The organism is Pseudoxanthomonas sp. JC1303 (assembly GCF_058448525.1).
Genome location: NZ_CP185958.1, coordinates 3,546,912 through 3,560,003, shown reverse-complemented (window position 1 = coordinate 3,560,003; position 13,092 = coordinate 3,546,912). Strand labels below are relative to the sequence as shown.

The window sequence follows — 13,092 nt, the reverse complement described above, 5'->3', positions numbered from 1 at the left end:
GATTCCACGGCAAGAGACGATGCGATGACATGCGCGCGCCTCAATGCACCAGCCGCAGCGGCTGCGGCGGCACCTGCCCGCCGCGACATTTGCGCACGCGCCAGGCAGCTTCCTCCCTGCGGTATTCCAGGCGCAGCGCCGCCGGTGAGGCGTTGACCGCATGGCGTGCATCGCGCAGCGCGAACCCACAGCAGTCGCCACTGTCGGCCGCCACCTGCAGGCGCCGCAGTGCGCGCTCGTCAGCGGTCTGCGGCCAGCCCAGCACGGCCGCGCAGGCGCCGCTGCGCAGGCATTGCTCGAACGCCCATAGCGCATCGCGCGGTTCGGCCTCGATCACCTCCAACTGCGCCAGGTCGATGCCGCCGCCCTGCCAGGCCGGCGCATACGGCACGTACGGCGGGGCCACCAGCGCCACGCGCCCACCGGCAGCGGTCATGCGCGCCAGCGTGGGCAGCAGCAGGCCGATCTCGCCGACGCCGTCGGCCGGCAGCAGCAGTTCGGTCAAGGCCTTGCGCGGCCAGCCGGCGGTGGGCAGCACCGCATCCAGCGCCGCGTATCCGGTCGGCTCGCCGGCATGCTGGGCGCCGCCACCGCGTCCGGCCCGCCACACCGTGCGCGCAGCCAACAGGTCGTCCAGCGGCATCGCCGCGGACGACACAGCCGACAACGCGCGGCGCGGGACTTCAGACATCGCGCGCTCAGCCCCGCCGCACCAGGCCGCAGTACAGGCCTTCGATGGCGAAGTCCGCCCCGGCCGGGACCACGATGGGCGCGTGCGCCGGGTTGCGCGGCAGCAGGCGGATCCGGCGTGGGCCACGCTCCAACCGCTTGATGGTCAGCTCGCCGTCGATGCGCGCCACCACGGTCTGGCCGTCGCGCGCCTCATTGCTGCGATGCACGCCGACCAGGTCGCCATCGAGGATGCCGTCGTCGATCATCGAGTCGCCCTGCACCTTCAACAGGTAATCCGGCCGCAGCGAGAACAACCCGGCATCCAGCACCAGTTGCTGGTCCAGGCCGATGTCCGCGCCGATTGGCACACCCGCCGCGACCCGGCCCAGCACCGGCAGCGCCAGCAGCCCGTCCCGGCGCCCGCCGCCAGGCAGGCGGATACCGCGCTTCTCACCCGGACGCAGCTGGATCAGCCCGGCCTCGGCCAGCGCCTGGACATGTTTTTGCGCCGCATTGCGCGAGGCGAAGCCGAATGCTGCGGCGATTTCCGCCAGGCTGGGCGTATGGCCGCGCAGGGCCTGATCGTGGAGGAAGGCCAGCACGGCGGCGCGTTTGGGGGGCAAGATGTCCATAGGTGTACATTTGTACACCTATCGCGTCGCATGAGGCGAGATACCAGATGCCCTTCCCTCGCCTTGCATGCAGGCTGGGCGGGACGCAATATAACGATCGTTATAACAACGAGGCAACGACTATGAAGCTCAAGATCACCACCATCGGCAACTCGGCCGGCGTCATCCTGCCCAAGGACCTGCTGGCCCGCCTGCGCCTGGGCAAGGGTGACGAGCTCTACGCGCTGGAGACCCCGGACGGCATCAAGCTCACCGTGTTCGACCCGACCCTGGCCGAGCAGATGGAAGTGGCCGAGCGGATCATGCGCGAGGACCGCACCGTGCTGCACAAGCTGGCCCAGTGACATGATCGTCTGGATCACCCGTGCCTTGGCGCTGGCCATCCACGACCGCCAACTGGCCGAACACGGCGGCGGCAGCGGCGTGCGCGACGAGGCCTTGCTCGATTCGGCCCTGGCCCGACCTCAGCAGCTGTTTTCCTACGGCGATCCGCCGCCGGACCTGGCCGCGCTGGCCGCCAGCCTGGCGTTCGGACTGGCCCGCAACCATCCTTTCGTGGACGGCAACAAGCGCACCGCACACGTCTGCTATCGCGTGTTCCTCGCGCTCAACGATGTTGAATTGCAGGCCCGCGACGAAGACAAGTACATCGCCATGCTCAGCCTGGCGGACGGCTCGATCGACGAAGCGGCCTTCGCAGACTGGCTGCGCAAACATCTGGTGCCAAGGCCCGCACCCCACGTCCACGAGCCCGCCCCCACCTACGCGGACTAAGCCCCCGACACCGGCCTTCGGGCCAGCGCCGCGTCAAACGCGCGTTCCAACTCCGGATGCGCCCCGCGCACCTGCCCGATCACCTGCGCGGCCCAGTCGAAATACTGCTGGCGGCGGGCCAGGCTCCAGTCCTGCGGCGGTGCCTGGTGCAGGTCGCGCAGGTTGGCGATCTTGTCGGCGAGCTTCACCAGCTTGGCGCCGTGCGGGACGTGGGCGGCGTGTTCGACCTGCAGGCGCTTGCGCTCGGCCTTGGCCAGTGATTTGTCGTCACTGACCGCATCGACGTAGGACAGCACCTGCGGTCCGAAGCGCTCCAGCAGGCGCGCGCGCCCGGCCTCCACCGACATCGCCAGGTGCGCCGGCACCTCGGCACCAGGCCCGCAGCAATCTTCCAGATAGTCGTGAAGGGCCGCCGCGCACAGCACCTCGACATCGTCCACGCCGCCCTCCACCGCCAGGATGCGCACCAAGGCCATCGGGTGGTTGATGTACGGGGTGAGGCCATCCTTGCGACGCTGCAGGCTGTGCGCCTCGGCGGCGAAGGTCATCGCCTCGACCAGGCGCGGCAGCGCGGTTGCGGTGGCGGTTGTCTGGTCCATCGTTCTTCTCCTGTGATCGTGAAAGCGCAGGACGGTGGCCAGGGCCGCGGCATCAGTTGCCGGGCCGCGCCACCACCTTGGGTTCGTGTACTTCCTCACCGGGCTTGGCGCGCCCGGCCATTTCCGCGCCGGCATCGGGCGTCAGCTGGCGCATCACCAGCACCGAGCTGGCCGAGATCAACGCCACAGTGAGGAAGGCGAAGGTGAAGTTGATCGGCACGCCGGTGGCCTGCCCGGTCGCCAGGCTGGCCACGGTCAAAGCGTAGCCGCCCACGGTGATGCCCAAGGCCAGCGAGATCTGCTGGATCATCGCCGCCAGGCTGCTGGCCTGGGCCATGCGCGCCTGGTCGACGTCGGCGTAAACGATGGCGTTGAGACTGGTGAACTGCAGCGAGCGAAAGCAGCCGCTCACCAGCAACACCCCCCCCATCAGCGCGTAGGGCGTGGATTCGCGGAACAGCCCGACCACGGCCAGCGCCACCGAGGCGATCACCGCATTGCCCACCAGCACCCGGCGGAAGCCGAAGCGCTTGAGGATGCTCGCGGCCAGGGTCTTCATGAACATCGCCCCGGCTGCCGAGGTGAAGGTCACCAAGCCCGACTCGAACGGATTGAGTCCGAACCCCAGCTGCAGCATCAGCGGCAGCAGAAACGGAATCGCACCGATCCCGATGCGGAACAGCGAACCGCCCAGCACCCCGATGCGATAGGTCGGGATGCGCAGCAGGCCCAGGTCCACCAGCGGATGCGGATGCCGGCGCGCGTGCCAGCCGTAGCCCAGCAGCGCGAGCACGCCCAAGGCCGCGCATCCCAGCGCAAGCCCCAGGTTGACCATGTGCCGGCCCATCGTGGCCAGACCGAACATCGCCAGGGCCAGGCCTACGCCCGACAGCACAAAGCCCATCCAGTCCAGCGGCTTGACCTCGCCCTTGAGCAGCGGGATGTGACGCCAGGCCAGGAAGATGCCCAGCGCGCCCATCGGCAGGTTGATCAGGAAGATGAAGCGCCAATGCCCCCAGGTGGTGATCATGCCGCCCAGCAGCGGACCCAGGATCGGCCCCATCAACGCCGGGATGGTCAGCCAGCTCAGCGCGCGCACCAGTTCGGCCTTGGCCACGCTGCGCAGCAGGACCAGGCGCCCGACCGGCACCATCATCGCCCCGCCCATGCCCTGGACGAAGCGCGCCACCACCAGCCACTCCAGCGAGCCGGCCACCGCACAGCCCAGCGACCCCAGCAGAAACACGCCAATGGCCGTCATGAAGGTCGGCCGCGCGCCGAAGCGGTCGGCCACCCACCCGCTGATCGGAATGAACACCGCCAGGGCCAGCATGTAGGTGGTCAGCGCCAGCTTCAGCGCGACCGGCTCGACCCCCAGGTCCCGCGCGATCGCCGGCAGCGAGGTGGTGATCGCCGTGGAGTCCATGTTCTCGATGAACAAGGCGGTGGCGACGATCAGGGGCAGCAGGCGTTCGGGTTTCAACGGACCGGGGGATAAGCGAGGGGGGGGCGAGCCTATTTTCGCGCAACGCCGTATGCGCCGCTGTGATCCGCATGCGTCAGCACACCGGTTCGACCCATCAGCCGACACACCGCACGGACCCACCTGCCCGGACCGATCGTGATGTACGACCGGCGGCCTGTAGCGCCGAGCTTGCTCGGCGGCGTTCCGGACAGCTCGCTGGGAAGGCCCAAGCGGACCGAGGTCCGCTCTACGGGTCCGTGCCTGCATAACACCAGGCATACGGATACTCCCCGACCTGCCCGGCCAGCCCGCTGCGGACCGGATTGGCCAGGATGTAATAGGCCAAGGTCCGCAGGTCCTCATCGGCACGGAGTTGACGGTCGTAGAAGCCCGCCTGCCACACCGCTCCGCTGCGCGCGTGCGCGGCGTTGACGCTGCGGGCGGCGCACGACTTGGCTCGCTGCACGACGGAACTCAGGCCCCCCGCCTGCAGCACAAACAACCAATGCAGATGATCAGGCATGACAACCCACGCCAACGACGTGGTCCAACCGGCAGCATCCATGTTCCGCAGGACCGCCTCGACACCCTGCGCCGCCGAGGCAGGCGCCAGCCAGCGCTGTCGCAGCACGGTCACCGTGGTGATCATGTAGACCGCATCCAGAGACGAGCGGCGGCCACGCAGGAGTAATGGACTGGGCATGCCCCAGCGTCCCGCTCGTGGCACCACGCGCCCATCAGTGCAGCGCGCAGGCACGGGTCGGATAAATCCGAAGCCGTCGAGCAGCGCCGGGAAGGCCTCAGCGGACCAAGGTCCGCTCTACGCGCACGACCTGGACGGATTGTGATGTACGCCTGGCCGACCGTAGCGCCGAGCCTGCTCGGCGGCCCTTCTGACAGCTCGCTGGGAAGGCCCAAGCGGACCAAGGTCCGCTCTACGCGCATGGCCTGGACGGATTGTGATGCACACCTGGCCGACCGCAGCGCCGGGCTTGCTCGGCGGCTTTTGGGATAGATCACGACAACCCGATCAGCCCATCAGGGCCGGAATCGCGAGCGCTGCGAGCAAGTTGCCCGCCTCAGACGAAGCGTGGAATCGGCCCCACTTGAGGCGTCTGGTCCGGCAATTCCACCTCCACCCGATCCACGTAGCACCAGCCCCAGCCCTCGGGCGGATCGTAACCCTCGATGATGGGGTGGCCGGTGGCGCGGAAGTGCGCGCTGGCGTGCCGGTGCGGGGAGTCGTCGCAGCAGCCGACATGGCCACAGGTCCGGCACAGGCGCAGATGCACCCAGGGGCTGCCGATGGCCAGACACTCCTGGCAGCCGCGGGCGCTGGGCGTGACGTCCTCGATGGTCTCCAGATGCGTGCAGGTCTTCGGCATCACACGGTCTCCCGGGAAGTTTGCATGGCGTCCAGCTCGGCGAGGTACTGGTGGATCTGGGCCACCACCTGCGCCCCCTCTCCCACCGCGGCGGCCACACGCTTGACCGATCCGGCCCGGACATCGCCGATGGCAAACACCCCGGGACGATCGGTCTGCAGGGAGCTGCCATGCTGGCCGGTGAGGACGAAGCCGGCCGGATCGAGGCCGACGCAACCCTTGAGCCAGTCGGTATTGGGATCGGCGCCGATGAAGAGGAACAGGTGGCGCAGGTCGCAGTGATGGGTCTGCCCGCTGCCGCGTTCGCGGTAGACCGCACCAGCCAACGCACCGTCGGCATCGGCCTCCAGCGCGACCAGCTCGGTGCCGGTGTGCAGCACCACGTTGGGCAGCGCGGCGATGCGTTCGATCAGGTAGCGCGACATCGAGCTTTCCAGCCCCTTGCCGCGAATCACCAGGTGCAGCGTCTTGACCTGCGGGGCCAGGAAGACCACGGCCTGCCCGGCCGAGTTGCCCCCACCCAGCAGCGCGACCTCTTCGCCGCTGCACATGCGCGCCTCGATGGGCGAGGCCCAGTAGGACACGCCCGCGCCTTCGAAGCGCGCCAGCTGTTCCAGCGCCGGACGCCGATAGCGCGCACCGGACGCCACCACCACGGTACGTGCCGACACCGTGGCACCACTGTCCAGGACCAGCTTCAGCGGCGCCAGCGGGTCCTCCGCGCTGGCCGCGCAATCCAGGCGGAGCACGTCCAGCGGCAGGGCCAGTTCGGCACCGAACTTCAGCGCCTGGTTGTACGCGCGCCCGGCCAGTCCCTGCCCGGAGATACCGGTCGGAAAGCCCAGGTAGTTCTCGATCCGCATCGAAGCCCCGGCCTGCCCGCCAATGGCGCGCTGCTCCAGCACCAGCACCTTCAGGCCCTCCGAGGCGGCGTAGACCGCCGTCGCCAGCCCTGCCGGCCCGGCACCGACCACCACCACATCGTGGACGATGTCCGGGTCCAGCTCGGGGGTCATGCCCAGACAGCCGGCGGCGGCGGCATCGGTCGGCCGCCGGAGCACCGTGCCGTTGGGGCAGATCATCAAGGGCAGGTCTTCGGCGTGCAGGCCCATCCGTTCGACCACCGCGCGCCCTTCGCCGGGTACGGTGACATCGAGCAGTGCGTTGGGATAGCCATTGCGCGTCAAAAAGCCCTGCAGCCGCACCAGGTGCGCCTCGCCGGGGTGCCCGACCAGCACCGACCCTACCGCGTCGCTTTCGATCAGCCCGACCCGGCGCAGGATCAGCGCACGCATCACCAGCTCGCCCAGTTCGGCCGCGCCGATCACCAGCGCGCGCAGATGCGCGGCATCCAGCGGCACGGCCATGCACCCATGCTCACCGGCCACGCCGCCGGCCAGCGAACTGCGCCCGGCCAGCTGGCTGACCTCGCCGCTGAACTGCCCGGCGCGGTGCTCGGTGATCTGCGCCTGATGGCCCAGGCCATCGCGCCGGATCACCGACAGGCTGCCCTCCAGCACCAGCCAGACCGGGGCGGCATGCTCGCCCACCTCGAATACGGCCTCGCCCGGCGCGAAGCGACGCGGCGGACCACTGGCGAAACGTTGCGCCAGCGCCAGCTGCCCGGCGTCCAGCACCGGATACATCTGGTGCCGGCGGGTATCACTCAGGGCCATGGGCGTCTCCGGTCGACGGGCGCCGAGTGCGCCAGGCCCACTTTCTACCACCAACGGCCGTGCCTGACCCGCCCTGTCGGCATGCCCGCGGCAAGCCGCTGGCCTTCATCCGTGGATGTGGTGCACGCCGTCGCGCCGGGCTTGCTCGGCGGCTTTCCGGACAGATCACCGGGAACGCCTCAGCGGACCGAGGTCCGCTCTACAGGCATGGCCCGGAAGGGGTGTGGTGCACGCCTGTGCACCGTCGCGCCGGGCTTGCTCGGCGGCTTTCCGGGCAGATCGCTGGGAACGCCTCAGCGGACCAAGGTCCGCTCTACACGCGTGGCCCGGAAGGGGTATGGTGCACGCATGCCGCACCGTAGCGCCGAGCTGGCTCGGCGCCCCTCGCGAGCAAACATCACGACGAACCGGTCAGTACACCAGCGTCTGGATCGCGTGCGCCGGGATTTCCACCTGGGTGGACTGCTCGCCGACGTAGAAGTTGTAGGTGATCGCCTTGTCGCTGGCATTCATCACCACGGTGGCCAGCGAGTTGTCCGGGTTGATGAAGGAGGTCGTCATCAAATTGCTGCGGCTGCTCGCCGCGCTGACGCGTTTGGCGCCGGGACGGATGAACTTGGAGAAGTGGCCGATGTACCAGTAGCTGGGCGTGTAGATCAGCTTGCCGGTGCGGGTATCGGCGTGGATCGGCGAGAAGCAGAAGTTGCCCACGTGGTTGGGGCCACCGTGCTCGTCCAGCAGCACGTTCCAGTCGGTCCACGCCACCGAGCCGCCGTTGAGGTCGTGGATGATCGAGGTGCCATAGCGCTCGCCATTGGGCCAGTACTGGTAGCGCGCCGGGTCGAACTTCTCCACGGTGGCCTCGGTCAGCAGCACCGGCTTGTCCGGGTAGGCGCGGGTCACCTCGGCGACGTTCTCGAACATCGGGTCGAACCCGGCCCAGGTCTCGTACCAGTGGAACCCCATGCCCCAGGCGTACTTGGCCGCTTCCGGGTCGTCGAAGATCACGTGCGCGCGGTGGACCATCATGTCGCGGTTGTGGTCCCACACAATGATCGGCTTGTCGCCGTAGCCGGCCTTGGCCATGGTCGGACCGAGGTGGTCGCGCAGGAAGTCGCGCTCCTCCTCGGCCGAGTACTGCATCGATTCCCAGGTCTGCACGGCCATCGGCTCGTTCTGGATGCTGATGCCCCAGATCGGGATGCCGGCCTTCTCGTAGGCGGCGATGAACTTGGTGTAGTACTGCGCCCAGGCGTCATCATACTTGGGCAGCAGATGGCCGCCGTGCAGCATGTTGCCGGTGTCCTTCATGAAGGCCGGCGCGCTCCACGGGCTGGCGAACATCGGCAGGCTGCCGCCGGCCGCGGCGATCGCATCCTTGATCATCGGGATGCGGTACTTGCGGTCATGATCGATGCTGAAGGTCTTCAGCGCGGCATCGCCTTCCTTGATGTAGGTGTAGCTGGCGCTGGAAAAATCCGAGCTGTGGATGGTGGTGCGCGCCCAGGTGTAGCCGATGCCGTTCTTGGGATCGTAGTAGGCCTTCATGAACTCGGCCCGGGTGGGTTTGTCCAGCTTGGCGTAGACCTCGGCCGAGGCGTCGGTGATGGCCCCGCCGATGCCCAGCATCTCCTGGAAGCGGCGCGTGGGGTCGACGAAGATCGAGTTCTCCACCTCTTTCAGCGTATGCCCGGGCTTCGGCGCGGCCACCTGGCTGGGCACCATCTGTGTGGCAGCGCCCTCGGCGGTGGTGTAGACGGTGACCGCGCCGCCAGCCGGGGTATAGGCCGCGGTGGTCACGGCGGCGGCCTGCGCGGGTCCGGCCTGCGCCAGCAGGACACCGAGCGTGCCCACGGCCGACAAGAGCATGGATGGCTTCACGTTCCCCTCCCAGGGTGTTGAGTGCGGCCGGTAGGGTAACCGAGGGCCGTGGGGAGCGACATGGGACCATCTGTCGACTCAGCAGGCCGCAGCGCCTGCCTCAGCCCGCCGGCGTGATCCCCTGCGCGTCCAGGAACCGCCACATTCGCTGCAGCGTGTCGGCGAACGGCGAGCGCCCCAGCGCGGCATCGTCCTGCTGTCCGTGGAAGAAGCCATGCCCATGCCCGGCGTAGGTCTGCAGCTGGCAGAGCCGTCCGGCCCGCACGGCGCGCGCACAGAACGCCTCCACAGTGTGGATGGGCACCACCTGATCGTCCTGCCCATGGAAGACCAGCGTCGATGGCAGCCCGGCCACGGGCAGCACGCTGGGCGAGATGCGCCGGGCGACCAGCTTGAGCGCCAGCGGCGCCGGACCGACCAGATCCACCGCCGGATTGAACAACACCAGCGCCGCGGGGCGATGCGCGCGCGCGGATTTCATCGCCGTGGTCAGCGCCAGGTGGCCGCCGGCCGAGCCCCCGGACAGGACGATGCGCGCCGGGTCCACGCCAAGCCCGTGGGCTTCTGCGCGCAGCCAGGTGTGGGCGGCGTGGGCATCGCGCACGGCATCCAGCGGGCTGGTGCCATCGCGGCATTTGACCCGGTAGTCGGCCAGCACCGCCACGTAGCCGCGCGCCACGCACGCATCGGCCTGGGCGCGGAAGGCGTTGATGTCGCCGACCCGCCAGGCCCCTCCGAAGAAGAACAGAATCGCTGGACGCGACGCCCCGGCTTGCTCCGACTCCGGTGCCAGCACATGCACGCGCAGGTCGCGCCCGGACGCCTGGCGGTAGGTGAAGCTGCGCGCACCGGATAAGGTCTGCGGCTGCGGGGCGATGGCCTGGCAGGGATCGGAAAGGACCTCTGCTCCCGCGCCCACCGGCTTGCGAATTGCGACCAACCCCGTTCTCCACGCCTGCATCGTGGCGAACATGATCGCGGATCGCGGGCCATCCTTACAGTGCTCCACGTCGATCGAAGCACCGCCTACGCCCTGCTGGCGGCGGTTGGCCTGGTCCTGACCTGGACGGCCGACCTCTACCAGATCACCAGCGACGCCTCGCGCGCGTTTTCCGCGTACTACGCGCTGCAGTGCGCGCTGGCCGCCGTGCTGGCCAGGCACAGCGCACGCGCCGCCTGGCCTTTGCCGCGCTGTCGGTGCTGATGGCGGCAGCCGCGTTGCTCGGCGTCCCCGCCGAGTAGGCGCCCATCGATCAATCGCCGCTGGGGTGCAACACCTCGTGCAGGAACGGCGCCGTCCTGCTTCCCTTGGCCTTGGCCACCTGGGCGGGCAGTCCCGCCGCGATCACCGTGCCGCCCTGGTCGCCGGCACCCGGCCCCATGTCGATCACCCAGTCGCTGCTAGCGGCCACGCGCATGTCGTGCTCGACCACCACCACGGTGTTGCCCGCCTCCACCAGCCCGTGCAGCTGGGTCATCAGCGTGTCCACATCCGCCGGGTGCAGGCCGGTGGAAGGTTCATCCAGCACGTACACGGTGTCGCGACGCTGGGCGCGCTGCAGCTCGGTGGCCAGCTTGATGCGCTGGGCTTCGCCGCCAGAGAGTTCGGTCGCAGGCTGCCCCAGGCGCAGATAGCCCAGCCCCACCTCGATCAGGACCTGCAGCGGGCGGGCGATGGTGGCGTCCTGGGCGAAGAATTCCGCGGCCTGCGCCACGGTCATGCGCAGGACCTGGGCGATGTTATGACCGCGCAGCTCCACCTCCAGGGTCTTGGCGTTGTAGCGCGCGCCATGACAGGTCGGGCAAGGCGCATAGACGCTGGGCATGAACAACAGTTCCACGTTGACCGCGCCCTCGCCCTGGCAGGTTTCGCAACGGCCCTTGGCGACGTTGAAGGAAAACCGCCCGGCATCGAAGCGCCGCCGCCTGGCCTGCGGTGTTTCGGCAAAGCGCTTGCGCACGTGATCGAACAGGCCGGTGTAGGTAGCCAGGTTGGAGCGCGGGGTACGGCCGATGGCTTTCTGGTCCACGCGAACCAGCCGGCGCACGTGCTCCAGCCCGGCCACGATGTGGCCGCCGGTGGGAATCTCTTCCCCGCGCTCCAGCGGATCGAGCGCGTCTTCGTCATCCGTGCGTGCCTGTCCCAGGTGATCGGCCAGCAATTCCACCAGCGCCTGGCTGACCAGCGAGGACTTGCCCGACCCACTGACCCCGGTGACCGTGGTGAACACGCCGAGGGGAATGTCCACGTCCAGCCCATCGACGTTGTTGCGGGTGATGCCCCGCAGATGCAGCCAGGCACTGGGTTTGCGCGTACGACTGACCACCGCCTGCTGCCCGCCAAACAGATAACGCCGGGTGGCCGAGGCTTCGACTTGGGCCAGGCCGGCCGGCGGGCCGCTGTACAGCACCTGCCCGCCTTGCTCGCCCGCCGCAGGACCAACATCCACAATCCAGTCGGCATGGCGAATCACGTCGATCTCGTGTTCGACCACGAAGATCGAATTGCCTGCGCCCTTCAACTGATCCAGCGCCCGCAGCAGCGCCTGCGCATCGGCCGGGTGCAAGCCAGCGGATGGCTCATCCATGACATAGACCACGCCAAACAGCTGCGAACGGATCTGCGTGGCCAGGCGCAGGCGCTGCAATTCACCCGGTGAAAGCGTCGGCGTGCCGCGCTCCAGGGTCAGGTAACCCAGGCCCAGGTCCTGCAGGATGGCGATGCGCGCCAGCAGATCCTGCGCGATGCGCTGGGCGGCGATGGCCTGCTCGGGATGACCATCGCCGCGATGCGCCCTGCCCTGCGCAGCCGGTGTCAGCCGGGCCGCCACCTCGCTCAAGGGCAACTGCGAGAGCGCCCCGATATCCAGCCCGGCAAAGGTGACCGACAGCGCCTCGCGCCGCAGGCGTTTGCCGTCGCAGCTCGGGCACAGCGTGCTGACCAGGTACTGCGACGCGCGCTTTTTCTGCTGCGCACTCTGGGTGGTGGCGAAGGTATGCAGCACATGACGCCGCGCACTGGTGAAGGTGCCCATGTAGCTGGGCTCGGTCTTGCGCTTGAGCGCGGCCTGGGTCTGGGCCAGGCTGAAGCCGGGGTACACCGGCACCACCGGCTGCTCGTCGGTGAACAGGATCCAGTCGCGGGTCTTCTTGGGTAGCTTGGACCACGGCAGGTCCACATCGATGCCCAGCGTGGTCAGGATGTCGCGCTGGTTCTGTCCGTGCCAGGCGCCCGGCCAGGCCGCCACTGCGCGCTCGCGGATGGTCAGGCTGCGGTCGGGCACCATCGAGGCCTCGGTGGCTTCATACACACGCCCCAGTCCATGGCAGGTGGGACACGCCCCGGCGGGGGTATTGGGTGAAAACCCATCGGCATAGATGATCTCCTGCCCCTTGGGGTAATCGCCGGCGCGCGAGTACAGCATGCGCAGCGAGTTGGAGATGGTGGTGACACTGCCCACCGACGAGCGCGTACTCGGCGCGCCACGCTGCTGCTGCAAGGCCACCGCCGGGGGCAGGCCTTCGATGGCGTCCACCTCGGGTACGCCGGCCTGGTCGATCAAACGCCGTGCATAGGGCGAGATCGAATCCAGGTAGCGCCGCTGCGCCTCGGCGAACAAGGTGCCAAAGGCCAACGAGGACTTGCCTGACCCCGACACCCCGGTAAACACCACCAGCGCATCACGCGGGATGTCCACGTCCACGTCCTTGAGGTTGTGCTCGCGCGCACCACGCACGCGGACATAGCCGGCAGCGCCGGATGGGGAAGCTTGGGACATGACGACGGCACTCGCAAAAGAACCCCGCGATTATCCGGGACGGTTCGCATCGGGGGCGCGAATGGCGGCCAGGTCGCACCCTGCAAGCGCTCCGTGGAAGCGTCCCATGGGGACGCCCCAGCTTTCACCAGGTAGGGCCCGAACGCCTAACCACGCCACAGTGCTTTGCGGCGGGCGGAACCTATCGAAGGTTGCGGCTTGGAGCGACGGACGCCTCCAATCCCGCGAG

The 13,092-nt window shown here is 68.6% G+C and carries 13 protein-coding genes; 3 read left to right on the top strand and 10 right to left on the bottom strand.

Going from position 1 to position 13,092, the window contains the following annotated elements; genetic code table 11:
- Nucleotides 1-40: 40 nt before the first annotated feature.
- Nucleotides 41-691: a translesion DNA synthesis-associated protein ImuA gene (imuA, locus tag ACORQU_RS16050; RefSeq protein ID WP_491642072.1), complete on the bottom strand. Its 651-nt coding sequence runs from the start codon at nucleotides 689-691 to the stop codon at nucleotides 41-43.
- Between the two features lie 7 nt (nucleotides 692-698).
- Entirely contained in the window at nucleotides 699-1,304 is a 606-nt protein-coding gene (lexA, locus tag ACORQU_RS16045) for a transcriptional repressor LexA (protein WP_491642071.1), read from the bottom strand.
- A 122-nt stretch (nucleotides 1,305-1,426) separates the two neighbouring features.
- Here lexA and ACORQU_RS16040 point away from each other — a divergent pair, with 122 nt between their 5' ends.
- The gene (locus ACORQU_RS16040) at nucleotides 1,427-1,648 is read left to right on the top strand and encodes an AbrB/MazE/SpoVT family DNA-binding domain-containing protein (protein WP_491642069.1); all 222 of its coding nucleotides are present in this window, start codon (nucleotides 1,427-1,429) and stop codon (nucleotides 1,646-1,648) included.
- A 1-nt stretch (nucleotide 1,649) separates the two neighbouring features.
- Nucleotides 1,650-2,078, top strand: coding sequence for a type II toxin-antitoxin system death-on-curing family toxin (locus ACORQU_RS16035; protein WP_491642068.1), 429 nt, complete (start codon nucleotides 1,650-1,652; stop codon nucleotides 2,076-2,078).
- Here ACORQU_RS16035 and ACORQU_RS16030 read toward each other — a convergent pair.
- From ACORQU_RS16030 to ACORQU_RS16000, 7 genes are all read right to left on the bottom strand, one after another.
- A complete protein-coding gene (locus ACORQU_RS16030; protein ID WP_491642067.1) occupies nucleotides 2,075-2,677 on the bottom strand; it encodes an HD domain-containing protein in 603 nt (200 codons plus the stop codon). The genes ACORQU_RS16035 and ACORQU_RS16030 overlap by 4 nt on opposite strands.
- Before the next feature lie 52 nt (nucleotides 2,678-2,729).
- Complete coding sequence (locus tag ACORQU_RS16025) at nucleotides 2,730-4,160, bottom strand: MFS transporter (protein ID WP_491642066.1); 1,431 nt, start codon at nucleotides 4,158-4,160, stop codon at nucleotides 2,730-2,732.
- Nucleotides 4,161-4,389: 229 nt separating this feature from the next.
- Nucleotides 4,390-4,845, bottom strand: a complete 456-nt coding sequence (locus tag ACORQU_RS16020; RefSeq protein ID WP_271646189.1) for an REP-associated tyrosine transposase — start codon at nucleotides 4,843-4,845, stop codon at nucleotides 4,390-4,392.
- Nucleotides 4,846-5,221: 376 nt separating this feature from the next.
- On the bottom strand, nucleotides 5,222-5,527 hold the full coding sequence (locus ACORQU_RS16015; RefSeq protein WP_271646190.1) for a UBP-type zinc finger domain-containing protein: 306 nt from the start codon (nucleotides 5,525-5,527) through the stop codon (nucleotides 5,222-5,224).
- Nucleotides 5,527-7,203 carry an FAD-dependent oxidoreductase gene (locus ACORQU_RS16010; protein WP_491642064.1) on the bottom strand — a complete coding sequence of 559 codons (1,677 nt, stop codon included), beginning with the start codon at nucleotides 7,201-7,203 and terminating at the stop codon, nucleotides 5,527-5,529. Before ACORQU_RS16010 ends, ACORQU_RS16015 begins: the two co-directional genes overlap by 1 nt.
- Before the next feature lie 411 nt (nucleotides 7,204-7,614).
- The gene (locus ACORQU_RS16005; RefSeq protein WP_491642063.1) at nucleotides 7,615-9,072 is read right to left on the bottom strand and encodes a glycoside hydrolase family 30 protein; all 1,458 of its coding nucleotides are present in this window, start codon (nucleotides 9,070-9,072) and stop codon (nucleotides 7,615-7,617) included.
- Between the two features lie 112 nt (nucleotides 9,073-9,184).
- A complete protein-coding gene (locus tag ACORQU_RS16000; protein WP_491642062.1) occupies nucleotides 9,185-10,024 on the bottom strand; it encodes an alpha/beta hydrolase in 840 nt (279 codons plus the stop codon).
- Nucleotides 10,025-10,084: 60 nt separating this feature from the next.
- Here ACORQU_RS16000 and ACORQU_RS15995 point away from each other — a divergent pair, with 60 nt between their 5' ends.
- Complete coding sequence (locus tag ACORQU_RS15995; RefSeq protein ID WP_491642061.1) at nucleotides 10,085-10,288, top strand: hypothetical protein; 204 nt, start codon at nucleotides 10,085-10,087, stop codon at nucleotides 10,286-10,288.
- A gap of 49 nt (nucleotides 10,289-10,337) precedes the next feature.
- Here ACORQU_RS15995 and ACORQU_RS15990 read toward each other — a convergent pair whose 3' ends face one another.
- Nucleotides 10,338-12,863, bottom strand: coding sequence for an excinuclease ABC subunit UvrA (locus tag ACORQU_RS15990; protein ID WP_491642060.1), 2,526 nt, complete (start codon nucleotides 12,861-12,863; stop codon nucleotides 10,338-10,340).
- Nucleotides 12,864-13,092: the final 229 nt, after the last annotated feature.